This window comes from Azotobacter salinestris, from assembly GCF_009363155.1.
In the GTDB taxonomy this organism is placed as follows: domain Bacteria; phylum Pseudomonadota; class Gammaproteobacteria; order Pseudomonadales; family Pseudomonadaceae; genus Azotobacter; species Azotobacter salinestris.
The window spans coordinates 1-24,281 of the sequence record NZ_CP045303.1 but is presented as its reverse complement, the minus strand read 5'-3'; the positions used below and the strand labels follow the sequence as shown (position 1 = coordinate 24,281).

The following is a 24,281-nucleotide window of genomic DNA, read 5'->3' as shown; positions in this document are numbered from 1 at the left end:
TGCCTTGTTCAGCACCATGAGCACAGACTAGGTTCTGTTGACGTATCAGCGCAGCCATAGCAAAACAGCCGCAAAAGCCAGCATTCCCTTGAAATGGCTGGCCCTCTTCTCATAGCGAGTGGTGATCCGCCGGTAGTGCTTCAGCTTGCCGAACAGGCACTCGATCACGTGCCGCTCCTTGTAGAGATGCCAGTCGCAGGAGCGTTGCTCGATGCGGTTCCGTCTGGCGGGAATGACGGCCTGGATCTGGCGCTCCTTCAGCCAGGCCAGAAGCTGGTTGGCGTCATAGCCCTTGTCGGCCAGCAGTGCCGACGTGACGATCCCCGCCATGAGTGGGATCGCCTGGCTGATATCGGCCGCTTGGCCTTCCGTCAGGATGAAGCGAATCGGTAACCCCAGCGCATCGGTCAACACATGGATCTTGCTGCTGAAGCCTCCTCGCGAACGCCCCAGTGCCTCCTGGGCCGCAGTACTGCTGGCCGCCCCGGCTGCACAGGCATGGGCACGCACGACGGAGCTGTCGATGCAGACGTGCTGAAGGTCAGCGTCCCGAGCCAGTACCGAGTGAAGCCGGTCCCAGACGCCGAGCCGGCACCAGCGGGTGAAGCGTTTGAAAACGCTGTTCCATGAGCCGAGGCAACGAGGCAGCATCCGCCATTGAGCGCCGCTGCGTAGTATCCAGAGCACCGCCTCGACAAAGCGGCGACAGCCGAGAGTACGGGTCAGCCGGATCCCCTTCGTGGCGCTCAGCAGACTTTGGATACGGGACCAGTCGGTATCGCTCAGACGGCTTCTGTCAGTCATGGCAAAAGCCCAGTTTTAGCACTGGGCTTGCGTCAACAGAACCTAGTGTCTCCTCACGATTTGATTAAGAGGCTGAAAAGCGCAATATCGTCCACTCAGAAGAGACAATTAGCCCGCTCGATGACCAGTGGCCTCGGGCGTCTCCTGCATCTCCCCCGGCAGGCTGCCGGCCATCGCTCAGCCTTGCTTCACGCAGGCGCTTCACTCATGACGCCACCTTGTGGCATCCCTGCCTTCTTTGCTTTGGAATACACCAGCCGGACAATAGCCTGAACGATGCCATTGACGACCAGGTGCTGCTTGGCCCGGGTGGCCGCCACATAGAGCAGGTTCAGCTCGTCGACCCGCTGCTCCGGGGAGATTTTCTCGTCGTCGAAGAGGTCCGGGAAATCGCGATGGCTTTCTCCGATACGTTTTACTTCGTTATTTATACCGGCGTAGATAGATCGACAATCAAGGTTATCGACTTGGCCAACAGTGTTGCTTACGAGCGCTCCGATTGGTTGGCAGTGGCTTCCAACAAATGACCTTCACTGCGCTCGGACACTGAGTGATCCCCACAAAATCACCCCAGCTCCAGCGCTTGCCGGTGGACCTCCCGCCGCAGGGCCTGCTCCAGATTCCGTAGCTTCTCCCGGGAAAGGTCTCCCGCGTAACGGCGTGCATACTCCAGCCCCAGCCGCCACAGCGACAACACGTGCCGGTCCTTGAGGCTGTTGCTCTGGAAATACCGTTCGTGCCCCGCCTCCCGCGCCTGCAGGCCCAGTAGGCACAGCGCGTAGTTGGCCAGCACGGCGATCAGCAGCAGGATCTCGATGCGCCGCGGGCAGCGGCTGCGATGCAGCCCCAGACCGATCCCCAGCCGATGGCTCTTCAGGTCGCGGAAGCCTTCCTCGACCTGCATGCGCCGCCTGTAGATCGCCACGATCTGCGCAGCACTCCACTGCGCCTCGGGCAGGTTGCTGGCCAGCAGCCAGGGCTCGCTTTCGCGCCGGGCGTTCTGCCGGCTGCGTTTGTCCCGGGCCAGGCGTCCGGTGACGCGCCGGTGCTTGCGCCCCCGCGATGGATGCTTCACCGCGCAGAGCTGGGTGGACCAGGGCGCCGAGCGCGTCATCTCGAGACGACCGAGCCGTTTCGGCGACGCCGAGGCCAGGGCATACAGGCTTTTCACCGGCTGCCACGACTGCTCGCCGAGCCGGCACAGGTCGCGGTTGCGCACGCGGCCGACGTAATGCCAGCCCTGCGCCTCGACGGCCTGGAACCAGGGCCGCCGGAAGCCCGCATCGGTGACCAGGATAGGCGTGCAGTCGGCCGGCAGCATCGCCGCCAGGGCCTCGAGCAGGCGCCGCTGGCAACGCGGGCAGCCTTCGCGCGGGTGGACGACTTCGCAGACCGGCAACGAGCGCCCGGCCAGCGGCATCGCGGCGCGCAGCTACGAGTTACCTATCCATTAAAAGCTTAACTATTGGATATCTTTGAAAACCAAAATAAATCTGTTTGGTAATCTGCTCGCCACCATTCAGTCTATATGGCTCGAACTCATGCGCCAGAACCCTCGAACAATTACCAAGCAAGGCCACCAGGTCATTATTGACAAAAAAACGCTGACCGGACGATTTATTCTTAATCGTTACCAACGCAAAACGCTCGCCTTGCTCGTTACTCATAACCGAATAATCAATTAACTCGAAATCATTCCGCTCGGGAAGCAAGTCATCATCATTATCGCAATGAATATCTGCATTTTTAAGCGGCGTTTCCTCGAATCGTATAGATTTGTCCTTCTCATTATCAAAGGCAAATACACAACCTGAAAACAATATCATCATTAAAACCGCAAACATTCTGCTCATAATTATGGAAACTCCGAATAAGTTAGGGGGCTCTGAAATAGCCACATATTCTGGCTGACTTCAATCTTTGCCAATTTTTGAAGGCGGAAAATCAGCCCAAAACGCTCAGATCATCCGCTTTTCCTTACGTTTTCAGCCGCCGCGAGTTCCCCGCAGCAGCTATTTCCCGCATTACAGGCGCACCTCTCCTGCACTGCCCAGTAAATGCCGGCGCGCCATCCACAGGTTCGACAGGTCGAACAAGGTGACCATTTGCGCTGCTTTCTTCGCCAGGCCACGGAAGCGTAGTCATGAACTCCCATCAGCAACTCCTGCGCGAGCGGCTGCGCTGGCTCGAAGATCAGCCTGCCGACTACTGCAACGGCAGCCTCGAAAAAGCCTCTCTGGTGACGATGGTCACCGAGGGGCACCTCTAAAAACCAGCCCGGCCGCCGGGTAAGATCATCCGCCTGTTGATCACCCGGAGCCTGCTGATGTTCAGTCTTTTTGCCGACCAGGAGCGTGAAGCCAAGCTGGACAGCTTGGGCGACCCACTGGCCCTACTGAACAAGCATGTGGACTTTGCATCCTTGGCCGCCGAAATCGACCGCTGGGCTCCCAGGCCCAGTAGGGCCAAGGGCGGCCGGCCGCCTTATCCAACGGAGCAGATGACGCGACTGCTGGTACTCCAGCAACTGTTCAACCTGTCCGACGAGCAGATGGAGTTCCAGTTGCTCGACCGCATGAGCTTCCAGCGTTTTGCCGGTCTCAAGCACGCCGGCCGAGTGCCGGATCGCAACACGATCTGGCTCTTTCGCGAGCGCCTGGTCAAGGCCAATGTCGAGCACCAGATCTTTGCCGAGGTGCAGCGTCAGTTGCAGGCACACGGATTCCGGGCTCGCAAAGGGCAGATCATCGATGCCAGCATCGTTCGCGCGCCCATCCAGCACAACACAGCCGATGAGCAGGCCGTGGTGAAGGAGCAGGCTGTGCCGGTGGAGTGGTCACCCGCCCAGCGCCGACAAAAGGATGTCGAGGCGCGCTGGACGAAGAAGCACGGCAAATCGTACTTCGGCTACAAGCTGTCGGTCAGCGTGGATCGTCGGCACAAGCTGATCCGCGGCGTGCGGGTGAGCGATGCCAGCGAGGCCGATACCCTGCACCTGGTGGATGTGCTCGACCGAAACAACAGCAGCCGTGACTTCTGGGCGGATCGCGGTTATCACGACAAGCCCAGAGAGCGCTGGCTCAAGCTGATCGGCTGGCGACCGCATATCCAGCGCAAGGGCCAGGCCGGCAAGCCTATCGGAGAGCCGGGCAAGGCCCGGAACAAACGCATTGCCAGCCCCCGGGCCAGGGTCGAGCATGTATTTGCCAGCCTCGCCCAGATGGGCGGCAAGAGGGTCCGGAGCATTGGCTTGGTCCGGGCGGAGTTCGGTTTGGTGGTCAAATCGGCGGTCTACAACCTCAAGCGGATGTCGAGACTGCTGGAAATGGCCTGAGTCAGGTCGCCGGTTGCATACCGCGACCGGCAGCAGGATCTTCTGCGAGACATCAACCCGGTCAACGGATGCCAAGCGCTGGGTTCGTCACTGCTCGACCTAGCTCAGGTGGGTGTTTTTAGAGGTGCCCCGATGGACAACGCCGCACGCCTCCGCCGCGATGTCGAAACCCTGCAGGATCGGCTGCCCGGCACTGTCTTTACCCGGCTCGAGCCGCGGAGGCTCCGCCCGCTACCCGGCGATGGCGTCTACCGGGAACGGGAAGCCCGGCTCCAGGGCCGGCCCGCGGACGGCGAACTGGACCGCGAGCCCTTCGATGCCGCCATGGCGCTGGTCGAGGCGCTGCCCCTCGGGGAACCGCCCGCGCCGCAGGCGCCCCGCCATGTATAAGCCGCTCCCCGAAACCGGCCTGTCGCCCGTCACGCCGGCCGAACGCCGCCTCACCGCCGCCGAGTTCCAGGACCTGGCCCGGGTGCCGGCCGCCGCCGAGTGGTTCGCCAACCTCGACAACCCGCGCACCCGCCGCGCCTACCAGGGCGACCTCGCCGACTTCTGCGCCTTCATCGGCCTGCAGGCGCCGGAGCAGTTTCGCGCCGTCACCCGCGCCCACGTGCTGGCCTGGCGCAAGCACCTGGAGCAGCGTGGTCTCTCCGCCGCCACCCTCCGCCGCAAGCTCGCCGCCCTCACCAGCCTGTTCGACCACCTGCTCGAGTGCAACGCCGTCGCCGGCGGCAATCCGGTGCATGGCGTCAAACGGCCCAGGATTGAAAGCAACGAAGGCAAAACCCCGGCTCTCGGCGACCACCAGGCGCGGGCCCTGCTCGAAGCCCCCGATCCCGCCACCCTGAAGGGCCGCCGCGACCGGGCGCTGCTCGCCGTGCTGCTCTATCACGGCCTGCGCCGCGAGGAGGCCGCCCGCCTGGCGGTCCACGACCTCCAGGACCGCCGCGGCCTCAAGCATCTGCGCGTCCACGGCAAGGGCGGCAAGCTGCGTTACCTGCCGCTGCACCCGGTCGCCGCCGAGCGGATCCATGGCTACCTGGAGGCCTCGGGGCATCACCTTGTGGACCCCAAAGCGCCGCTGTTCCTGCCGCTGCGCGGGAAAAGGACCGGCGCCGGGATCTCCGCCGAGGGCATCTATGCCCTGGTCGGCGCCTACGCCAGGGCCGCCGGCATCACGGTCGAGGGTCTCGGCGTCCACGGCCTGCGCGCTACTGCCGCCACCAACGCCCTCGAGCACGAGGCAGACATCGCCAAGGTCCAGCAGTGGCTGGGCCACGCCAACATCAGCACCACCCGGCTCTACGACCGCCGGCACATGCGGGCGGAGGATTCGCCCACGTTCAAGGTCCGCTACTGAGCCACCCGGCAACGGAAAGGCTCGCGCCCGACGCCGGAGCGCAGCATGCACGTGGCCTTGCCTTGCGACAGATCGGGGACTGGAAATACTGCCCCCAGGCACACGGACAGTTCAGTGCCGTATCTCGGCACGCATGCGTCCGTAGATTGACTGAGCGATGCGAGCGACTTGTTCTGGCGTAGGGGCTTGCACATGCAGCACGGTCAGGCGCAAGGATCGGCCCGGGCGTCTGTTCCAGACTGTTGGCAAGTGTGTCAACAGCATGCCGACCAATGTGGTGAAAGCACTCGTCAACTGTCCAACTGGTCGGTTCCCATCCCCATGCGGTACCCCATCGCCCGGTACCCGCTCTGACGTTTCTCCCACATCCGCAGCAGTGCCGGATGCCCAGTATCGACGAAATCGATGATGCGCACATCGGTCTTGCAGGCGTGCTCTCGATGCAGACGACCGGCGTATTGCTGCAGCGTGCCTTTCCAGGAGACGGGCATCGCCAGCACCAGTGTGTCGAGGGGCGGATGGTCAAAGCCTTCGCCGACCAGTTTGCCTGTGGCCAGCAGTACGCGCGGCGCGTCGGGCGCTAAGGCGTCCAGTGCCGTGATCAGCGCTGCACGCTGTTTCTTGGACATCCGGCCGTGCAGCATAAACAGCTCCGGTATTTGTTCTTCCAGTGCAATCCGAATAGCGTCGAGGTGTTCGGTACGCTCGGTCAGCACCAGCACTTTGCGACCCTGCTGAAACGCGTCACGGACTTCGGCGGCAATAGCTTCGGTCCTGGCCTGGTCATCGGCCAGATGCCGGAACACATCCTGGATGCCCGCCTCGTGCGGCAAGTCGATCCGTGAGAAACGTGTTCGCGGCAGCACCTCCAAGTCATGGGGTGCACCTGCCGGCTTAGCCGCTGTGTACCGGATCGGCCCGCACTGCATGAAGATGATCGGTTGTTGACCATCGCGGCGAATCGGGGTTGCCGTAAGGCCGAGCACGAACCTCGCCTTGGTTCGCTTCAGGATGGCATCGAATGACACGGCGCCAACGTGATGGCACTCGTCCACGATCACCTGCCCGTAGTGCTCAACCAGCGGATTGACCTCGCCCTGCCGGGATACCGACTGCATCACAGCGATATCGATCTTCCCGGTGGGTTTGGCCTTGCCACCACCAATGGTGCCGACTACGCCCTTGCCTACGCCGAGAAAGACTTGCAGGCGCTCTTGCCATTGTTTCAACAACTCGGTGCGGTGCACCAGCACCAGGGTGTTCACGCCCCGGCGAGCGATCAGCGCGGCGGCGGTAACGGTCTTGCCGAATGCTGTTGGCGCGCACAGGACCCCGGTGTCGTGATGCAGCATGGCCGAAACGGCAGTTTCCTGGTCAAGGCGCAAGGTGCCAGCGAAGGCCACATCGATGATCTCGCCGCCAAATCGCTCGTCATGCAGATCGCAGGCGATGCTGTTGTCGCGCAGCAAGTCCATTGCCGCATCAAGACAGCCGCGAGGCAGAGCGATGTGTTGGGGGAAGTTTTCAGCATTGCCAATGACACGCGGCTTGTCCCACACCGACATGCGCATGGCCTGGGCCTTGTAGAACTCGGGGTTTTGGAAGGCGGCCAGCCGGATCAGGCGATTGGCCAGCGCTTGGGGGAGTTGCGCCTTCTCGAAATAGATCAGGTTCGCCAACGTCACGGTGAGCGATGGCGGCATCGCACCGGATAGTTTCTTGGGCGATGCGCTCTCGCGCTTCCACGGCGTAGCCAGGTCCTCATCGTCGATGAAGGTGACATCCAAGGGATGGACGCCACCGGTGGCACGCAGGATGGTCGGCTCGATGTCGTGAGCAGGCATCGGCCGGATCGCCGCCAGGAAAGCCCACTGGTCAGGATGCGGGCGCAGATCGGCATCAACGAACACACTGAAGCCGCTCTCCCTGGGCCACTTTTGCAGCGGCAGTGCGATCAGGTTGCCGAAGCCGCCTTTGGGCATCGTGTCCTGGTTGGGGAACAGTCGGTCGTAGGACTCCAGCTTCAGTTGCCGGGTGCGCGTGCAGGTGTGACTGATAATGGCCGTACCCAGTCGCCGGGAATCGCGGGCAGAAACGCGGCTGGCGAAGAATACCCATGCGTGCGCGCCTTGCCCGGAGCGGGAAATTTCCAGCGCAGCCGGCACGCCCAGCTCCTCGCAGGACTGCATGAAAGCACGCGCGTCATCTCTCCAGTCGGCCTCATCGAAATCGACCGCCAGAAAGTAGCAGGTGTCGTCCTCCAGCAGCGGATAGACGCCGACCGTGTGCGCACCGGCCAGATGGTCATAGATCACCGCGTCGGACAGCGGGATCAGCAGTCGCTTGTCGCAGTCACCACACTTGATACGGGGCTTCTCGCACACACCGGCACGCCACTCGTTGGCGCAGGCTGGCGCATAGCCTGACTTGCCCGAGGTTTTGCCTTCCCAGCGAACCGGATACACATCCGTGCGCCCGCGAAACAGCCGCCGGAACAGGGTCACCTTTTCAGTAGTGGACAGCCTGGACGGCTCCGGCGCTGCTACCCCTGGAGCCGGCTGGGACGGCGAAAGGCGCCACTCGATGCCGTGTGATTCAAGCAGCGCGATCAGGCGAGCGTTCTCGGCCTGCACCGCTGCGAGCGTCTCCTGTTCAGCCATCGACTCCGTGCTCGGTCAGCAATTCGTCCATGTCATCGCCGACGCCATAACCAAAATCGTGACTGGTGTGCCTCACCTCATCCAGCCGCCCCCAAAGGGCTGGTCGCTGCCCATCGGGCAAAGTCGCGATGGTCGTCAGCGCTTGCTCAAACATCAGCACCAGCGCATTGAAATAGCCCTCGTCCTGCAGGCCCACGTCGCTACTGAAACCGACCGCTTGCTCGCAATAGAACACCATCAGCTCCGCCAAGCCCTCTGATGGGCCGATGGCCTTCTTGTAGTCCGAAATGGCTTTCTTGGCCTTGGCCACCGAGGTGTCCTGGTTCTTGAATACATCAGGCCACAGCCAGCGGGCTATAGTCGTTTTGTAGGGCTTGAGCACATCGCCGCCGAGTGCGAAGCGCGCGTGCAAGAACGCCTGGTTGTCCTTGTTGGCGGCGTACAGGTCTTGTATAAGCCCGATCAGTCCGGCGCGGTCGAAGTCGGCCAGCTTGGCTTTAACGTCGCTCCAACTCGGGGCGGTTTTCTTGGTGGCCATGGATGTTATTCCCCCTCGTCGCGGGCTGGGCTCCCACCCTCAATCTGTTTGATCGCCCGGTCGAAGTCGCTCTCGCACAAGCGCTCCTGCACGATGCGGTACTTTTCGAACTCGCTCTCGGCATGATCTCGGCGGATACCTTGCTCGCATCTCGTGGACCCCAAAGCGACGCTGTTCCTGCCGCTGCGCGGGAAAAGGACCGGCGCCGGGATCTTTGCCGGCGCCTACGCCAGGGCCGCCGGCATCACCGTCGAAGGCCTCGGCGTTCACGGCCTGCGCGCCACCGACGCCGCCAATGCCCTCGAGCACGAGGCCGACATCGCCAAGCTCCAGCAGTGGCATGGGTGGTGCCAATATCAGCACCACCCGCCTCTACGACCGCCGCAACACCCGGCCGAATTCAAGGTGCGCTATTAAAGGATGGGGTCAGTTGCCGGCAATCGCTGGCTTGCGCGGTCGCCCGCCAAGACGACCATTCTTTTGGGCCGCCACAGTCTTGGCGGCACTCTTTACACTCCCACCGTGCTTACCGAGCTTCGCCGCCATCCACTGCCGGCTTCCCAGGAAACCCTCCAGAAGAGCTGGCAGATAGAGGTCGGCATCCAGCTTCGGAAAGTGCAGGCCAAGGCCTGAAGGGCTGATTTCGATAAGATCCAGATCGGCAGGTTTCGCCCTTTCCAGTCCTTCGGCCGAATGGGGCGGAAAGGCAACCTCGATGCCGCTGCTCAGCCCGATAACCAGGCGATGAATGCGCTTGTCATAGCGCGCAAAGACGGCAGAAGGCTCCTGCGTCTTGCGTTTTTCGGCCCGAGCATTGGCTTGTTCAAACTCGTCATGGCTGACCATGGATAGCCCCCCACTCGTTGCAGGCGACAAGCAGCGCTTCCGCCAGCTTGGCTTGAATGCCCGCCAGATCCTTCTGCGAAAAACCGTAGTTCTCACGCAGTTCAGGCGGACCCTGTGGGCAATGCAGGTTGAATACGGCCTCGCAACCATTGCCGATGACATGGAGGTGTGCCGGCCGGTGATCGTTCGGATAAATCACGGCACGCAGGCCGTTGAAGCGTAAGACTGTCGGCATGTTCGCAAGATAGCACAAAACCTAACCGTTTGGGTTTTTCCCGAAAGCCGATCGAGGCAGCGTACCGCTTTCAGCTTGAGAGACTGCTCCAGAACACCGCCAGGGGAACCGCCACCAGTTGCTCGTCGAAGCGCACAGGACCGGCACCGGGATCTCCGCCGAGGGCATCCATGCCCTGGTCGGGGCCTACGCCAAGGCGGCCGGCATTAGGGTCGAGGGCCTCGGCGTCCACGGCCTGCGCGCCACCGCCGCCACCAACGCCCTCGAGCACGAGGCCGACATCGCCAAGGTCCAGCAGTGGCTGGACCATGCCAATATCAGCACCACCCAGCTCTACGACCGCCGGCACCTGCGGGCGGAGGCTTCGCCCACCTTCAAGGTGCGCTACTGACAGCACCGCGTGGCCCCGGGTCGGAATCCACCACGATCGGTCGTCAGGCGTGAGACCCGCACGACAACGGACCCGCGCCTCGGCCGCTGCGGTGAAGCTCCTGCCGTCCACTCCGGCGACGAACCGGCGCAGGTCCTCGAGCTGGTTCATTGTCACTCCTGAGTGGACGATATTGCACTTTTCGGCATCTTAATCGAATCGGAAGGAGACACTAGTCTGTGCTCATGGTGCTGAACAAGGCACCCCTACCTACCCGGAGACACGGACATGACCCTTTCGACCTCGACCGCCACCCACACCGCCAGCGCCTTCGCCGGCCGCGCCCTGCTGAGTTCGCTGTTCATCGTCAGCGGCCTTGGCAAGGCCGCCGCCCCGGCCGCCACCCTCGGCTACATCGGCAGCACCGGCCTGCCCTTCCCCACGCTGGCCCTGGCGGTCGCGCTGCTGATCGAGCTGGGCTTCGCCGCAGCGCTGCTGGTCGGCTATCGCACCCGCCTGGTCGCCACTGTGATGGCCGGCTTCACCGTGGCGACGGCCCTGGCGTTCCACAACCAGCTGGGCGACCAGAACCAGTTCATCCACTTTTTGAAAAACCTGGCGATCGCCGGGGGGCTGCTGCAGGTGGCCGCCTTCGGCGCCGGCGCCCTCAGCCTGGATGCCTACCGCAGCCGCCGCAGCGCCCACGCCTGAGACTTCCCGCCCGGCTTCGGCCGGGCCGTCCCGATCGAGGAATCCGAGATGAACACCCACGAACTGCGCCGCTCCAGCGAGCGCGGCCAGGCCGACCACGGCTGGCTGCAATCCCGACACAGCTTTTCCTTCGCCGATTATCACGACCCCGAGCAGGTGGGCTTCTCCGACCTCCTGGTGATCAACGACGACCGCGTCGCCCCCGGCCAGGGCTTCGGCCGCCACCCGCACCGGGACATGGAGATCCTCTCCTACGTGCTCGACGGCGCCCTGCAGCACCAGGACAGCCTGGGCAATGGCTCGGTGATCCGCCCGGGCGACATCCAGCTGATGAGCGCCGGCACCGGCATCGCGCACAGCGAGTACAACGCCTCGCCCCGCGAGCCGGTGCACTTCCTGCAGATCTGGATCGTCCCGGCCGAAAAGGGTGTGACGCCGGGCTACCAGCAGCAACATTTCGCCGACGAGGACAAGCGTGGCCGGCTGCAGCTGATCCTCTCGCCGGACGGCGAGCGGGGTTCGCTGCGCCTCCACCAGGACGCCCGGGTCTACGCCGGGCTGTTCGACGGCGCGGAACGGGCCACTCTGGAGTTCGGTGGGCAGCGCCACGCCTACGTGCACTTGGCGCGCGGTGCGCTGAGCGTCAACGGCCAGCGCCTGGAGGCGGGCGACGGCATGCCGAGCGCCTGGAGTTCGCCGACGGCGAGCAGGCCGAGGTGCTGGTCTTCGATCTGCGCCCCAACGAACGGCCGCGAATGCCCTGAACGGTACCCACGGTGGCCCCTGCGGGCAGCGCTGGGTATACGCCCGGCGAAAACCAGAACCGCAACCCATCGCTCACTGGCGCTCTTGAAGGAGTTCTCATGAAAGCACTGCAATTTTCCCAAACCGGCGACCTGTCTGCGCTGCGTTATCTCGACCTGCCGACGCCGATCCCTGCTGCCGGCGAGGTGCTGGTGGAGGTCAGAGCCAGCGGACTGAATCCGAGCGACGTGAAGAACGTGCTCGGACGTTTCCCCTACACCACCCTGCCGCGGATTCCCGGACGGGACTTTGCCGGCATCGTGGTGCAAGGTCCGCAGAATCTGCTGGGCAAAGCGGTGTGGGGGACGGGCAAGGAGCTGGGCTTCTATAACGACGGCGCCCACGCCGCCTACGTGAAGCTGCCCGCCGACGGCGTGGCGCTGAAGCCTGCGTCCCTGAGTTTCAGCCAGGCCGCCAGCCTCGGCGTGCCCTATACCACCGCCTGGGATGCCCTGGAGCGTAGCGGCGTGGGCCGTGGCACGCGGCTACTGGTGATCGGCGCCGGCGCGGTGGGCCGTGCGGCCCTGGCACTGGCCAGGGTGCGTGGTGCGCACGTGCTGGGTGCGGCGCGCCGTGAGGAACAGCGGCTGGCTCTGCAGGCCCAGGGGTTTGAAGCGCTGCCGCTGACTACTCCGGAAGCCCTGCCCAGCCAGGTCGAACAGGTGTTCGAGGGCGGCGCGCAGGTGATCTTCGATACCACCGGCTTTTGGCTCGCCGCCGCAGTCCCGGCGCTGGCGACCTTTGGCCGCATCGCCATTATCGCGGCGCCGGTCGACGGCCAGGTGCAGTTGCCCGCGCTGGACCTGTATCGCCGTGGCGGCTCGGTGGTGGGCATCAACTCGCTGCTCTACGGCTGCGCCGAATGCGCACGGATGCTGGAGCGCTTTGGCCGGCATTTCGACGACGGCACCCTGCCCGCTCCGGAGGGATTGCTCGAGTCCCCCCTCGCCGAGGGCCCTACGCGTTATGCCGACGTCGACGAAGGGCGCAGCGAGAAGGTGATCCTGATTCCCTGAACCAGGACCGCTTGGCGCTCGCCGCCGGGCCTGCGAGGCGCTTCGCGGACTCGGCGCAGGCGGCAGGATCATGAGCATGGCAGGCCCAAGTGAATGGGGCGGGCCCGGGATCCCGCTTGGGCGAGGCACGTTTTGGCTCGTTGACTGAAAGAGACTTCGTTACAATGAACACTCTGCAACGAGATGAGGTTGGAACCGTGAGCGCCCTCAGTCTGCAAGCCAAGAAGGCCTACTGCGCCAAGACCCGTCGTGCCAATTATGTCGCCAGCCTGCGTCTGGAAGGCTATGAGGTCACCTTGGCGGAATCCCAGCGCGAACTGCCTACCCGCGAAGCCATCCTGAACGCTTACCGCAAGCAGTCCTGACCCTGGACAAGTACGGTACAGGGCAGGACCCTTACTGCTATCCCGGTACAGATATCCTGCGCAATCGTCTCGACCTCCAGGATGAAGGGCAGCTATCGCGTGCCGTGCGCGAGCTTTCCGAGCTGGCTGCCAGCCAGCTCGATTTTGAGCCTCCTCCCTACGGGCTGGACTACCTGAAGCATATCCACCGAGCCCTGTTTGGCGATATTTACGACTGGGCGGGGGAGCTTCGTAGCGTGGATATCGCCAAGGGCGACACGCACTTCTGCAACGTCAAGCGCATCGAACCTGAAGCAGGCAAGATCTTCCGGAAAATGGCAGAGGCCAACTGGTTCGAGGGCTGGGAACGCTCGCGGCTGATTCCTGCGGTTGCCGAGTGCTTTGGCGACATCAACATGCTCCATCCCTTTCGAGAAGGCAATGGTCGCGCCCAACGCATCCTGTTCGAGCACCTGATCGTCAACGCGGGCTTCGAGATCAGTTGGTGGGCCGTGGAGGAGTCGGAGTGGATCAAGGCCAACATCGCTGCCGTCTTCTGTGACTACACCAAACTGGAGCGGGTCTTCGACAGGTGTATCGGCCAGCCCATCGGTGAATGATCTTGCCACAGCGCTTGTGGACATAGGTTTAAGCACTTATCCGGCCTCGCAGGCTTCCGGGTGGAGCCGGGACGAATGGGTTTGGTGCGGCGAATGGCAATGTCTTGATTTTCCATGCCGCGCCGGAGGGAAGGCCCTGGCGGGCTTGCCGCAAACCGTCGTTTACGAGCAAGGCCGCCTGCCAACGGCTTAACGTGCGATTTTTCCGCTTTCTGAATCGATCCATCGCCGCGCCAAGATCGGCGTTGGTTAAGCTCAGGCCGCTATGGCCGCTGCAACCGGCTTAGCGTACTTTGCGATCCGTTTTCTGAGACGTCCCCCTCTACGACCGCAGACACCTGCGGGCAGAGGATTCGCCCACCTTCAAGGTCCGCTATTGAGCACACCGTGTGGCCCACGGGGCAGGAACCACCGCGACCAGTATCCTGGAAAACGGAATTCAAAGCACGCTAAGCGTGTGCAGAAGCCGGTATCCAGCGGTACAGCGTAGGAACGGATACGCCCAGGCTCTTGGCCAACCCCTCCACGAAACAGCAGGCATCAGTTGCGGCCTGCTGCATGTGGTCAAGGTAGTCGGGCAAACGGTTCTGACTCATACCGGCCGAGCTTCCGCCAGTACCCTGGCCCGGAACTTCGGTGGCAGGTCGGCGGGAGTGAGCAGATCGACGTGAACGCTGAGCAGCGATTCCAGCTCGTCCTGCAGGCCGCCCAGGTCGAACAGCGTCGCGCCGGGCAAGGCATCGACCAGCAGGTCGAGGTCGCTGCCGTCCCGGTCGGTACCATGCAGCACCGAACCGAAGACGCGCGGATTGGTCACCCGGAAGCGGCTCGCCGCTTCGCGGACGGCACTTCGCTTGAGCTCGAACACGAGCGAGGGGCGCATGGACATCTTTCCGTTAGCGAAACGCGTTGAAAGGCTAAGGCCGAGTGAGAGCGATCACCAGGACGACGCCTGAGATAGCCATTCCGATAAAAGAGAGCATTTGTAGTCCATCCATGAACTATCTCCAAACAGGGGAGCAGCCAGCATGCCACACCGCAACAGTCAGGGCAGAGAGGGAAGCTGATGAAACGGTTCATCCAGGAAGACAGAGAGGCTGCATAGGAACGGAACGCTGATCGCTTCAATGCCCAGCGCCCCTGCATGCAGGAAGGCGGGGCCGATCCCATCGATGTCCTCACCTCTCGCACCAGCCGCCTTGAACTGTCCCTTCCGGATCACATGCGCCTCACAGCAGCAACGCTCGGGAGGCGATAAAAAGCCCCCGGCCGACAGGCAGCGGCAGCGGGGGCACACAACGGCAGCAGCAACTGGCGTCCTGCCAGTTACAGCGGCGGGGACCTTAACACCCTTTCGCCGCTTCGTTTACCGCACACCGGCCGAGCGGTCGCGCCTGAAGGATGGGCGGTTCGAATGACGAATCTGGAGGGAGGGGATGAGCCACTTTCTTCGGCGCCAAACAAAAACGGCGAGGGGTTAGCCTCGCCGTTTCATGTAAACACCACATCCCTGGGTTCCTCATCCTGAGGAGGTCGCCGCATCCTGCGACGGTCCCATTGGCCGCCATCCATGGTCGGCCTGCGTCGTTCCTTCGACGCCTTGGTGGAAGTCACTCTACGCCGCTGGCCGTTGTGCGCCTATTGGGTGAACGCCCGATCTGCTGTAGGCGATGGCTTACAGGGAGAAGCCGGGCCAGACCTAGCGATACACCTCGCGCCGATTGCCAAGCTCCAGCACGAGGACACGCAGCGCGCCATCCTGGATCTCGCAAATCACCCGGAAGTCGCCCACCCGGTAGCGCCACAGCCCACCCAATGGGCCGGTGAGCGCCTTCCCGGTACTGCGTGGATCTTCGCGCAGGGCGACCTGCTCATCCATGAAGTCGAGGATGAGCCGGGCGGATTGCTTGTCGAGCTTGCGTAGCTGGTTGAGAGCCGTCTGGGTGTAGTCAATCGTCCAGGCCAAGGTCTTTCCTTACGTCCGCCGACGAATGCACCTGCTCCTGTCCCTTGCGGACACGCTCCAGCACTTCGGCTGCGAGGTAGTAGTCCTCCATCTCGTCCAGACCACGCTCGATGATTTCGCGCAGGTAGTACGCTTTGGTGCGCCCGGTGTTGGCGGCCAGGAAGTCTAGGCGCTGCTCGATTTCGGGAGCCAATCGGATTGAAGTTGGCATGGATCGGCCTCTTTTGAATGCATGTATTCAATGTATCATATCAAGCAGAAATACCGAGGTAATCCCCCCGAAAATCCGGAGGGATCAGAAGTAGAATTTTCTCGTTGAGGGCGTTCTACAGATGAAGAAGTCGAGATTCACGGACAGGCACTGTCACGTTGTTGGGTACTCAGTGCCATACCGCTTTCAGCGTGAGAGACGGCTCCAGAACACCGCCAGGGGAACCGCCACCAGTTGCTCGTCGAAGCGCACCGTCCGCTCGCCGGTGTAGAGCACGATCCCGAGCCTGAACTGCTGGGGGGTGGTTTCGCGCAAGTGGCGCAGACCGTTGAAGTCCTTGCCGCTGATAGTGGCGGCCGCCTTCACCTCGATACCGAGCAGCTCACCCCGCCGGTTTTCCAGCACGAAGTCCACCTCGACGCCGGTGGAGGTGCGGTAGTGCATCAGCTGGGTGCGCATGTCCGACCAGCCCTGGTGCTTGACCAGCTCGGCATGCACGAAGGCCTCCACCAGATCGCCCGGCAGTCCCAGCGCCGCCTCCATGCCCGCCTGGCTCAGGCCCTGCAGGTGGGCCATCAGGCCATAGTCCGTGACAAACAGCTTGGGCGACTTCTGGAGTCGCTTGCCAAGATGGGAGGACCACGCCGGCACCAGGCGGACCAGGAACAGGGTCTCCAGCAGGGTGAGATAGCGCTTGAGGGTGGTCTGGGGAATGCCGGTCGAGCGTGACAGCTCGGCGGCATTCAGCAGCCCACCACTGCGGGCGGCCAGGACCTGCATCAGCCGCGGCAGCTCGGTCAGCCCATCGATCTGGGCCAAGTCGCGCACATCGCGCAGCAAGATCGTGTGCAGATAGCTTTCGAACCAGGCCTCCCGGCGCCGCTCGCTGGAGCGTGTCAGCACCTCCGGATAGCCACCGCGGTTCAGGCGCTGGATGAAGTCGTTGCGCTCGAAACGGCAGCTCTCCGCTGAACAGGCCCTCGATCAGCCGGGTCGGCTGGCCGGCGATCTCGCTCTGGGCCAGCGGCCAGAGGTTCAGCACCTCCATGCGCCCGGCCAGGGAATCGGCGATCTGCGGCAGCAGCAGCACATTGGCCGACCCCGTCAGCAGGAAACGTCCAGGCGTGCGCTCACGGTCCACGGCCGCCTTGATCGCCAGGAAAACCCCGGGGGCGCGTTGCACTTCATCGAGGCAGACCGGCCCCTTCAACGCATTGATGAAGCCGAAGGGGTCGGCCTGCACGGCCGCCAGGACCGCCGGATCGTCAAAGGTGTAGTACGCGGCCTCCCGGCCAAGATCCTGGATCAGCGTGCTCTTGCCGGTCTGGCGGGCGCCATTGACCAGCACGACGGGAGCCTCCTCGAGCGCTTCGAGAAGGAATGGGCGGATGCTGCGCAGATACATGGTGTAATTTCATCCACTTGATGGTTGAAATTACACCATTTACTAATCTTTTTAAAAGTAATGTCATGCCGCTGTATATTGGCAGTCTGGGTGGCGGAAAAACGATTTCACCAGCTCCGGCAACTTCTGGACTCTGCGCAGTGCGCCCAGGGCCAGCTTCTTCATTTCTTCCCGGTTCTGCACAAGACGCCTGGACACACTGCGCTTGACGTGCCCCCAGACCTGTTCGTCCGGGTTCAGCTGTGGCGAGTACGGGGGCAGATAGAAGAGCTTCAGGCGCCCCGCCTGTTCTTCGACGAACGCCCTGACCAGCCGGGCCTTGTGCACCGGATGGCCATCGACGATCACGAAGACCGGCTGCTCGGCACCGATCAGCAGGCGCTTGAGAAACTCGCGGAACACGCTGGCCGTCACCGTCCCGTCGTGCAGCATGAAGCGGAACTCGCCGCGCGTCCCGACTGCCGACAGCCTGTTCACCGAGAAGCGTCGGCCGGTCACCTCGACCACCGGCGTTTCCCCCTGCGGTGCCCAGGTCGTGCCGGCATGGTAGTCGGAGCGCAGGCCCGACTCGTCCGCGAAGTAGATCCTTGCCCCCGCCGCGCGGGCCTCGGCGCGGATCGCCGGGTAGGTCTCGCTTTCCCACTGGCGCACCAGCGCCGCATCCTGCTGCCAGGCGCGATACAAGGGCTTTTGCGCGGTTGAAGCCGAGCAGCTTCATGACTCGGCTCACGGCGGACAGCGACAGCGTCTTGCCGAACTGGCGGCGGATCAGTTCGGCGATCAGCGACAGGGTCCACAGGCCGAATTCGAAGCGGTATTGCAGCGGCGAGTGGTCCCGAACGGCCTGTGCCAGCCAGCGCATTTCCTCGGCACTGATCCTGGGGGGACGTCCGGGAACCGGCTTGGCGAGCAGGGCGTTCTGTCCGCCATTGGCGAAGTCGGCCAGCCAGCGGAAGACGCTGCGGATATTGACGCCGAAGGCGGCCGCCACGCTTTGGACGGTCTGCCCCTCGCGGACCGCCTTGATCGCCTGCTGACGCATGACCTGGAGGGAATGGTGGTCGATTGCCCGACCGTCGGAGTTTCGTTTGCATTTCATGGGCGTATTGTCTCTCAATATGACAATACTTTCGAGAAACTTAGTAATGGCTGCTATCGCCAGCCCGGTTTGACGCTAGGCAGCGAGATCAATGCCATTGCGGATCCGCCCGTGGCAGAGCAGACGATCTCAAAAAGCTTCGCAGTTAGCGCTCGAGCAAGTGCCGGTGTTTTCCTGGCGACCACTCGGCAGCCCTTCATCCGACCGTCAACGCGGCGCGCTGACGATCTTCTCCTCGAGCCGCTGCTCGCTGGGCAATATGCCTTCCTGCACTGGATCGGGGTCTGCCTACCGTCCGGACCCCGGTTTTGCTCGGCCTTGCGTTTTCCGGCACCACACCTTGTTCCTCCGGCAGCGTGCCGCAGGTCTCAGACGGCCGTCCCGGACCCTTCCTGATTCACGGCATCTTTCAGGCCCTTGCCCGGCTTGAAGCCTGGCAGCTTGGCAGCCGCAATCTGGAGCGCGGCCCCGGTCTGCGGATTGCGCCCTTCGCGAGCGGCACGCGCCTTCACGGTGAAGGTGCCGAAGCCCACCAGGGACACGTCGTCCCCCTGTTGCAGGGCCGTGGTAACGCTGGCGGTGAAAGCGTCCAGCGCGCGGGCAGCCGTGGCTTTGGGCAGGTCGGTGGCGGTCGAGATGGCGTCGATGAGCTCGGCTTTGTTCATGGCATGTTCCATGGCGGGGAGGTGAAGGCCTGAAGCCCAGGCCGTGGGATTATTCGGAGACCTGACGTACGTCCAGCACGGCCCAGACTTCCCAGCCCTTCTGGCGCACGATCTTTTCGGCCTCGAGCTGGGCCTCCAGCGTGCTGAGCGAGCGGGACTGGTGCTCGAAGCGAAAGGCGGGGCCGCCGCTGGGCTTGCGAACACTCAGTTCCACCTGGATGTAGGAGGGGCGCTGTTTAGGTTTGGTGGGCGCGGGTTTTGCCGGTGCCAATCCCAGGGCTTCGCGTATTTCGGCTTCGAGAAGCTGTTTCGTATCCAAGCGGGCGTATCCGTTACAGCGTGTCTTGAAGCCACGCATTATCCCGGAGTCCACCTCCGGGCGCCAAGAGGCAGTCTAGACAGCCTGGGTCGATTCGCTTTCGCCAGGCCGTTTCTCCTCCAGAGCCGCCAGCGTGGGATCGGACGGCCCGGTCTCCCCCGCGGTAACTCTGGGCGACCGCAAGCCCCCGCGGCGGAACAGTCGCCCGGGAGAAAGCCGTCGGTGGCCAGCCAGGGGCGAGGGGCTGTCGAAGGGAGCCACCGCATCGGGGCGGCCCCCTTGTCCTCACAGGGCCAGCGTCTGGCGGGTCACCCACAGAATACCGAGCAGCAGGGCGCAGGAAGCGCCGAACGGCCAGCGGTAGCGGGCAATGACCCGGAGGGCCAGGGCCCAGCCGACGGAAGCCAGGAGCCCTCCCATCCACAGGGCAAACACCACGACGGCCAGCACACCGGGCGTCAGGCGTTCGGCCATGCCATAGACGGCGGCCTCTCCGGCCGGCAAGCGGTCGAGGTACCACCACTCCCAGACGGCGTATCCGCCCACCAGCAGCATGACCAGAGGGAGAAACGCGAACAGGATCAGGCCGATCGCCTCGGCGCGCAGGGGTAATGGATTCATGAACAGCCTCCTTGGGTTGAGATGCTCCTCCTGGGTAACACCGCTGCCCGGAAACCCAAGTCCGCCGGCATAGGTTTCTGCGCCGTGGCCTCCCGAGAACGGAAGCCGGCGTCGGTGCGAGCCTGTGCAAAGCGCCAAGGCCCCGGCTTGGGTTTTGCCCAAGGGATGAGAGCCTCAATGAGGAGTGGGGCGTCCACTCCCCAGAAAGACCCGTCAGGAGAAAAGATATGGCAGGCAGTTCTGTATTGTGCAGGCGTTGTAATCGCTGGATGGTGCCACGCGTCATTTATAGCCGTGGTCTCCCAGGCGTTAATGGATGGAGAATCGGCGGCGGAAAACCCATCTCCAATTGTTGTCCGTTCTGTCTGTCCGAATGCTGGGACGAACTGGAGGAGCCCAGTCCGCTGCGCGGCAGTCTCTTCATGAAACTGCTGAGCATTCCGCTGACGCTGATCCTGTTCGCGTTGCTGTTCGGCATCGTACTCAAACTTTCCGTCTGGCTGGAAAGTTCCGAGGTCCTGCTCGCAGGAAATATCCTGTCGGTTTATGCCGTGTATCGCTTCGGGCGCTGGTTTGTGAACTGAGCGGGTCTCGGCTAGCCAGCAGCGCGCGCTCTGCTTCGAACGAACACCGGCCGGGAACTGATAATCCGGAAAATATATTTCTCTCCGTTTGACGGTCCCGGCATGAACGGCCTTATTGAAGCCGTCATGCCGGAAACGCTATTTACGGGAAGTTGCCCTGCGTTTTGAAGTAGCCCCGGCTGTCCAACGGGGAGAAGTCTCTCCGCAGGGACTTCTGTTCATTTTCAGAAAGGGGTCAATCAAAACGCTCGCTGACCAGGAAATATCCTGGTCAGTAGCCCCGCTCTACCTCGAACCCCACCACACTCCGACGTTCACGACTGAACTCCACGCCGATCAGGTGGATCGGTTCGCCGCGCGCACGATACTTCTCGGCATAACCGCGCTCGCGGATCTGCTGCAGTGCCTTGCCTTCGGGCACCAGCTCCACCACCTTGAACTCGAACAAGTAGACCTGACCGTTGAACAGCACGGCCATATCGATGCGCCCGTGGCTGGTTGCATCTTCCAAACGCACATCCAGCCCCAGCGCAGCGAAATGGCTGTAGAACACGCTGGCGTAGTAGCCCTCGTATTGGGCAATGGGATTATTGCGGTACCAGTCGTGAGGGATGCCAGCGAAGAAGGCGGTGAACAGCGCCTGCAATCCGCTGAAGTCATTGGCCAGCAGCAGACGGTAGAGCGACATGCGTTGGCGAGTGACCGGCTGCCCCTGCGGTGTCCAGGCGTTCAGCAGGCTGGCGTGCAAACTCTGGAACACCTCGCGATTCGGATAGCGTAGGCGGTAGAACCAGTTGCCATCGAGGTTGATCTCTTCGTCGATGGTCAGATACCCCGCCTGGAACATCAGCGCCTCGGTAGCGATGTTGTCCACTTCGAAGGTCGACAACAGCTCGGCATCGGTTTCCAGTTGCCCCAGCTCCGGCAACCAAGCCTGGCGCCGGGTAAGCAGATCGATTAGGAAGGGCGGCGTGCCCGTCTCGAACCAGTACGGACGAAACTCGCGCTTCTGGAATAGCAATAGCAGATCGAACGGGTTGTACACGGACGTGCCCGCCCAGTTGTAACCGTTGTACCACTCTTTCAATTACCCATATCTGCGACCGGTCCATATGAGCTTGTGACAAGAGGCCGCCACATGATTCATTGGAGGCACCGAAACGCATAGCCGAGGTGTCCCATGGACCGCTCTGTTTTGGCTGACGCCTCCTGGATTGAACAGGAACTCGCCGGCTCGACGTTCCGGGACGAACGCCTTGGCCGGCGGCTGCGCAAGCTGCTGCTGCAAATGGCGAATGCCGTGGGAGAACCCATCCCGCTGGCCTGCCAGGACTGGGCGAATACCAAGGCGGCCTACCGCTTCCTTTCCAACACGGCAGTAGACGAGGCGCGGATTCTGGCCGGGCATTTCCAGTCGACGCGTATTCGCGCTGCTGCCGTCGACGGTCCCCTGCTGGTCCTTCAGGATACGACCGAGTTTTCGTACAAGCGGGCGCACCCCGAGCAGATCGGCACGCTTACCACCATCCCCGGCCGGAAAACCGATGGCCGCAGGCCCATGCATACGCTCTGTGGCCTGCTGATGCATTCCAGCCTGGTCGTCACGCCGGAGGGGCTCCCCCTGGGACTGGCCGCAATCCGCTTCTGGACACGCTCGAAGTTCAGGGGAGTGACGGCTCTCAAGCGCCGGATCAATCCGACCCGCGTGCCGATCGAGCACAAGGAGAGCGTCCGCTGGCTGGAAAACCTGCGCGATGCTACCGCGCTGCTCGGCGATCCGGCACGGCTGGTCCATGTCGGGGACCGGGAAAACGATATCTATGAGTTCTTCTGTGCGGCACGCTCTGCCGGTACCCATTTCCTTGTCAGGACCTGTGTCGACCGCCTGGCCGGCAGCGGCAAACAGACGATTGCCGACCAGATGAGCGAGGTTGCCGTCCAGGGACTTCATGACGTCCTGGTCGAAGAGGGCAGGAAAACCACCCGAGCCATCGTCGAGCTTCGTTATCGTCGTATCCACGTGCTACCGCCGATCGGCAAGCAGAAACGTTATTCGGCCATCGACCTGACCGTGATCCAGGCGCGGGAGCGTGGGGAGCCGAGCGGCAGGCCGGCCATCGACTGGCAACTCATCACCGACTTGCCGGTCACCTCGCCGCAGGAGGCGATCGAGAAGCTTGACTGGTATGCCCTGCGCTGGAAGATCGAGTCGTTCCACAAGATCCTGAAATCCGGCTGCCGTGCGGAGGAAGCCAGGCTCAGGACGGCCGAGCGTCTGGTCAATCTCATAGCCTTGTTCTGCATCATTGCCTGGCGTCTGTTCTGGATGACCATGCTCAACCGCACCGAGCCCGAGGCCTCTCCCCGCATTGCCTTGACCCGGGACGAAATTGGCCTGCTTGACCGGATGATCGACGCCACCGGCCAACCTCCTCCATCGAGGACACTTTCCGACTACCTGATTCACATTGCGAGGCTTGGCGGCTATCTCGCCCGTGCCTCGGATCCGCCACCCGGCAATGTCGTTCTCTGGCGAGGCTGGTGCCGTCTCATGGACATCAAGCTGGGAGCACTACTCGTCGCTTCCCGCTATGGGTAATTGAAAGTGTACCACTGGCGAATCTCATTACGATCCAGCCCGGGCAGCTCTGGTGCGAACACCGTAGCGACGTCCTCGTCGGTATAGCCGCAGATCGCCGAGTAGCGGCCGTCCAGAGTGATGTCGTTGAGGTTGTTGAGCCCGGAGAACAAACTGACCTTGCTGAACTTCGACACTCCAGTGAGCATGGCGAAGCGGATGTGAGCATCATGTCCCTTGATCACCGAGTAGAGGTTGCGCAGCCCGTCGCGTACTTCGCGGGCCACGTCAGGTCGGGTTAGGCTGTCGAGAATCGGCTTGTCGTACTCGTCGATCAGTGCTACCACCCGCTCGCCATGCTTCTCTGCCGCCAGCCGAATCAATTCGCCAAAGCGTCCGGCGATGCTCGTGTGCTCACCACGGACATCCAGTACCCGCTCGTTGTCGGCCAGGATTTCACCAATGCGCTCATCCAGTGCCTGGCGGTCATCCAGCACTCCATCAGCAAAGCTGATGCGAATCACCGGATAACGCCGGCTCCAGTCCCACTGACCATGCGCCGCCAACCCGCGAAACAGCGTCTCATTGCCGGCGAACAGCTCGGCCAGGGTGTCGATGAATAGGCTCTTGCCAAAACGTCGCGGCCGCGACAGGAAGTAGTACTTGCCTTCCTCGATCAACTGCAGCGCAAATGCGGTCTTGTCGACGTAGTAGCAGCCATCCTCGCGGATCTCGCGAAAGGTCTGAATACCGATGGGCAGCTTCTTGCGAGACATGGTGGGAAACTTTGAGGAGAATGCGGCGATTGTAGCCTATGGGAGCGGGCGAAACTCCGTTCGCTTCACAGGCGAGCCGGGCGTATCCCGCCCTTAGCACATTGATCGCGCCGACCAGATCGGCGTTTTCCTCGAAACCACATTCCACACACGCAGACCTGGCTTGCGTCTGCCGGCTGTCCGCGACACATGCTTGCAGGCTGGACAGGTCCGGCTCGTGTTCTGCGGCGGCACGACGATGAGTCAGCCGCCGTTCCATGTCAGCTTGTAGTCCAACTGGCGGCGGAACTCGAACCAGCCTTGGTCGAGAATGGCCTTGTTCAGGCCAGGTTTGGCCCTGACCTGCTTTCCCGGCTGCTCGGCGCTGCCCTTGGCTGACCAGGACATATTCCCCACCTGCAAGTCCTCAATGCAC

24 protein-coding genes and 11 pseudogenes are annotated in these 24,281 nt (G+C 62.7%); 14 read left to right on the top strand and 21 right to left on the bottom strand.

Going from position 1 to position 24,281, the window contains the following annotated elements; all coding sequences use genetic code 11:
* Nucleotides 1–45: 45 nt before the first annotated feature.
* Nucleotides 46–804 (bottom strand): IS5 family transposase, encoded by a 759-nt coding sequence (locus GCU53_RS23690; RefSeq protein ID WP_152390056.1) that lies wholly within the window; start codon nt 802–804, stop codon nt 46–48.
* A 218-nt stretch (nt 805–1,022) separates the two neighbouring features.
* On the opposite strand from GCU53_RS23690, the gene GCU53_RS23685 reads away from it, so the two are divergent.
* Complete coding sequence (locus tag GCU53_RS23685) at nt 1,023–1,331, top strand: hypothetical protein (RefSeq protein WP_152390055.1); 309 nt, start codon at nt 1,023–1,025, stop codon at nt 1,329–1,331.
* 38 nt (nt 1,332–1,369) lie between these two features.
* On the opposite strand, the pseudogene GCU53_RS23680 reads toward GCU53_RS23685, so the two are convergent.
* The 3 genes and pseudogenes from GCU53_RS23680 to GCU53_RS23670 all read right to left on the bottom strand — a co-directional run.
* Nucleotides 1,370–2,236 (bottom strand): annotated as a pseudogene (locus tag GCU53_RS23680) (IS4 family transposase); the annotation flags it as partial.
* Nucleotides 2,237–2,243: 7 nt separating this feature from the next.
* Complete coding sequence (locus GCU53_RS23675) at nt 2,244–2,657, bottom strand: hypothetical protein (RefSeq protein WP_152390054.1); 414 nt, start codon at nt 2,655–2,657, stop codon at nt 2,244–2,246.
* Nucleotides 2,658–2,828: 171 nt separating this feature from the next.
* Nucleotides 2,829–2,945: pseudogene (locus GCU53_RS23670) on the bottom strand (IS5/IS1182 family transposase); the annotation flags it as partial.
* Nucleotides 2,946–2,947: 2 nt separating this feature from the next.
* On the opposite strand from GCU53_RS23670, the gene GCU53_RS26640 reads away from it, so the two are divergent.
* The 4 genes from GCU53_RS26640 to GCU53_RS23655 all read left to right on the top strand — a co-directional run bounded on the left by GCU53_RS26640 (nt 2,948) and on the right by GCU53_RS23655 (nt 5,498).
* The gene (locus GCU53_RS26640) at nt 2,948–3,073 is read left to right on the top strand and encodes a hypothetical protein (protein WP_280115889.1); all 126 of its coding nucleotides are present in this window, start codon (nt 2,948–2,950) and stop codon (nt 3,071–3,073) included.
* Nucleotides 3,074–3,109: 36 nt separating this feature from the next.
* A complete protein-coding gene (locus GCU53_RS23665; RefSeq protein ID WP_425278158.1) occupies nt 3,110–4,138 on the top strand; it encodes an IS5 family transposase in 1,029 nt (342 codons plus the stop codon).
* Between the two features lie 132 nt (nt 4,139–4,270).
* Complete coding sequence (locus GCU53_RS23660; protein WP_152390053.1) at nt 4,271–4,528, top strand: hypothetical protein; 258 nt, start codon at nt 4,271–4,273, stop codon at nt 4,526–4,528.
* The gene (locus GCU53_RS23655) at nt 4,521–5,498 is read left to right on the top strand and encodes a tyrosine-type recombinase/integrase (protein WP_152390052.1); all 978 of its coding nucleotides are present in this window, start codon (nt 4,521–4,523) and stop codon (nt 5,496–5,498) included. The genes GCU53_RS23660 and GCU53_RS23655 overlap by 8 nt, the downstream gene beginning before the upstream one ends.
* Before the next feature lie 290 nt (nt 5,499–5,788).
* Here GCU53_RS23655 and GCU53_RS23645 read toward each other — a convergent pair whose 3' ends face one another.
* Both GCU53_RS23645 and GCU53_RS23640 read right to left on the bottom strand, forming a co-directional pair.
* The gene (locus GCU53_RS23645) at nt 5,789–8,158 is read right to left on the bottom strand and encodes a TOTE conflict system archaeo-eukaryotic primase domain-containing protein (protein ID WP_152390051.1); all 2,370 of its coding nucleotides are present in this window, start codon (nt 8,156–8,158) and stop codon (nt 5,789–5,791) included.
* Nucleotides 8,151–8,696, bottom strand: a complete 546-nt coding sequence (locus GCU53_RS23640) for a hypothetical protein (protein ID WP_152390050.1) — start codon at nt 8,694–8,696, stop codon at nt 8,151–8,153. The genes GCU53_RS23645 and GCU53_RS23640 overlap by 8 nt, the downstream gene beginning before the upstream one ends.
* A gap of 147 nt (nt 8,697–8,843) precedes the next feature.
* Between GCU53_RS23640 and GCU53_RS23630 the strand changes: the two are divergent.
* Nucleotides 8,844–9,114, top strand: a pseudogene (locus GCU53_RS23630) (tyrosine-type recombinase/integrase); the annotation flags it as partial.
* Nucleotides 9,115–9,122: 8 nt separating this feature from the next.
* Here the strand turns inward: GCU53_RS23630 and GCU53_RS23625 are convergent.
* A complete protein-coding gene (locus GCU53_RS23625; RefSeq protein WP_152390049.1) occupies nt 9,123–9,542 on the bottom strand; it encodes a DUF2442 domain-containing protein in 420 nt (139 codons plus the stop codon).
* A complete protein-coding gene (locus tag GCU53_RS23620) occupies nt 9,529–9,777 on the bottom strand; it encodes a DUF4160 domain-containing protein (RefSeq protein ID WP_152390048.1) in 249 nt (82 codons plus the stop codon). Before GCU53_RS23620 ends, GCU53_RS23625 begins: the two co-directional genes overlap by 14 nt.
* Before the next feature lie 139 nt (nt 9,778–9,916).
* Here GCU53_RS23620 and GCU53_RS23615 point away from each other — a divergent pair.
* The 6 genes and pseudogenes from GCU53_RS23615 to GCU53_RS23590 form a co-directional block, all read left to right on the top strand.
* A pseudogene (locus GCU53_RS23615) lies at nt 9,917–10,168 on the top strand (tyrosine-type recombinase/integrase); the annotation flags it as partial.
* 267 nt (nt 10,169–10,435) lie between these two features.
* Nucleotides 10,436–10,858, top strand: a complete 423-nt coding sequence (locus tag GCU53_RS23610; protein WP_152390047.1) for a DoxX family protein — start codon at nt 10,436–10,438, stop codon at nt 10,856–10,858.
* Between the two features lie 48 nt (nt 10,859–10,906).
* Nucleotides 10,907–11,622 (top strand): annotated as a pseudogene (locus GCU53_RS23605) (pirin family protein).
* Nucleotides 11,623–11,721: 99 nt separating this feature from the next.
* Nucleotides 11,722–12,678 carry a quinone oxidoreductase family protein gene (locus GCU53_RS23600; protein ID WP_152390046.1) on the top strand — a complete coding sequence of 319 codons (957 nt, stop codon included), beginning with the start codon at nt 11,722–11,724 and terminating at the stop codon, nt 12,676–12,678.
* A 197-nt stretch (nt 12,679–12,875) separates the two neighbouring features.
* Nucleotides 12,876–13,043, top strand: a complete 168-nt coding sequence (locus GCU53_RS23595) for a YhfG family protein (RefSeq protein WP_089170224.1) — start codon at nt 12,876–12,878, stop codon at nt 13,041–13,043.
* Nucleotides 13,044–13,045: 2 nt separating this feature from the next.
* Nucleotides 13,046–13,642 (top strand): putative adenosine monophosphate-protein transferase Fic, encoded by a 597-nt coding sequence (locus GCU53_RS23590; protein ID WP_152390045.1) that lies wholly within the window; start codon nt 13,046–13,048, stop codon nt 13,640–13,642.
* Between the two features lie 509 nt (nt 13,643–14,151).
* On the opposite strand, the pseudogene GCU53_RS26865 reads toward GCU53_RS23590, so the two are convergent.
* The 10 genes and pseudogenes from GCU53_RS26865 to GCU53_RS23550 all read right to left on the bottom strand — a co-directional run.
* A pseudogene (locus GCU53_RS26865) lies at nt 14,152–14,238 on the bottom strand (HepT-like ribonuclease domain-containing protein); the annotation flags it as partial.
* Nucleotides 14,235–14,525, bottom strand: coding sequence for a nucleotidyltransferase family protein (locus GCU53_RS23585; RefSeq protein WP_152390044.1), 291 nt, complete (start codon nt 14,523–14,525; stop codon nt 14,235–14,237). The gene GCU53_RS23585 and the pseudogene GCU53_RS26865, both read right to left, overlap by 4 nt.
* A gap of 816 nt (nt 14,526–15,341) precedes the next feature.
* A complete protein-coding gene (locus tag GCU53_RS23580) occupies nt 15,342–15,608 on the bottom strand; it encodes a type II toxin-antitoxin system RelE family toxin (protein WP_152390043.1) in 267 nt (88 codons plus the stop codon).
* Complete coding sequence (relB, locus tag GCU53_RS23575) at nt 15,592–15,819, bottom strand: type II toxin-antitoxin system RelB family antitoxin (RefSeq protein ID WP_152390042.1); 228 nt, start codon at nt 15,817–15,819, stop codon at nt 15,592–15,594. The genes GCU53_RS23580 and relB overlap by 17 nt, the downstream gene beginning before the upstream one ends.
* A 186-nt stretch (nt 15,820–16,005) precedes the next feature.
* A complete protein-coding gene (locus GCU53_RS26700; protein WP_341873607.1) occupies nt 16,006–16,722 on the bottom strand; it encodes an ATP-binding protein in 717 nt (238 codons plus the stop codon).
* A 163-nt stretch (nt 16,723–16,885) separates the two neighbouring features.
* A pseudogene (locus GCU53_RS26695) lies at nt 16,886–17,224 on the bottom strand (AAA family ATPase); the annotation flags it as partial.
* Between the two features lie 63 nt (nt 17,225–17,287).
* Nucleotides 17,288–18,323: pseudogene (locus tag GCU53_RS23565) on the bottom strand (IS630 family transposase).
* Between the two features lie 368 nt (nt 18,324–18,691).
* Nucleotides 18,692–18,988 (bottom strand): HU family DNA-binding protein, encoded by a 297-nt coding sequence (locus tag GCU53_RS23560; RefSeq protein WP_152390041.1) that lies wholly within the window; start codon nt 18,986–18,988, stop codon nt 18,692–18,694.
* Between the two features lie 49 nt (nt 18,989–19,037).
* Nucleotides 19,038–19,277, bottom strand: coding sequence for a hypothetical protein (locus GCU53_RS23555; protein WP_152390275.1), 240 nt, complete (start codon nt 19,275–19,277; stop codon nt 19,038–19,040).
* Nucleotides 19,278–19,592: 315 nt separating this feature from the next.
* Nucleotides 19,593–19,928, bottom strand: a complete 336-nt coding sequence (locus GCU53_RS23550; RefSeq protein ID WP_152390040.1) for a hypothetical protein — start codon at nt 19,926–19,928, stop codon at nt 19,593–19,595.
* A 422-nt stretch (nt 19,929–20,350) separates the two neighbouring features.
* Between GCU53_RS23550 and GCU53_RS25605 the strand changes: the two genes are divergently transcribed.
* Nucleotides 20,351–20,512, top strand: a complete 162-nt coding sequence (locus tag GCU53_RS25605) for a hypothetical protein (RefSeq protein WP_167520120.1) — start codon at nt 20,351–20,353, stop codon at nt 20,510–20,512.
* A 271-nt stretch (nt 20,513–20,783) separates the two neighbouring features.
* Here the strand turns inward: GCU53_RS25605 and GCU53_RS23545 are convergent.
* A pseudogene (locus tag GCU53_RS23545) lies at nt 20,784–21,599 on the bottom strand (PD-(D/E)XK nuclease domain-containing protein); the annotation flags it as partial.
* A gap of 93 nt (nt 21,600–21,692) precedes the next feature.
* Here GCU53_RS23545 and GCU53_RS23540 point away from each other — a divergent pair.
* Nucleotides 21,693–23,111 carry an IS4 family transposase gene (locus GCU53_RS23540; protein WP_152387531.1) on the top strand — a complete coding sequence of 473 codons (1,419 nt, stop codon included), beginning with the start codon at nt 21,693–21,695 and terminating at the stop codon, nt 23,109–23,111.
* 8 nt (nt 23,112–23,119) lie between these two features.
* Here GCU53_RS23540 and GCU53_RS23535 read toward each other — a convergent pair.
* Together GCU53_RS23535 and GCU53_RS26815 are read right to left on the bottom strand one after the other, a co-directional pair.
* Nucleotides 23,120–23,866 (bottom strand): annotated as a pseudogene (locus GCU53_RS23535) (ATP-binding protein); the annotation flags it as partial.
* A gap of 25 nt (nt 23,867–23,891) precedes the next feature.
* Nucleotides 23,892–24,280: pseudogene (locus tag GCU53_RS26815) on the bottom strand (RNA-guided endonuclease InsQ/TnpB family protein); the annotation flags it as partial.
* Between the last annotated feature and the right edge of the window lies 1 nt (nt 24,281).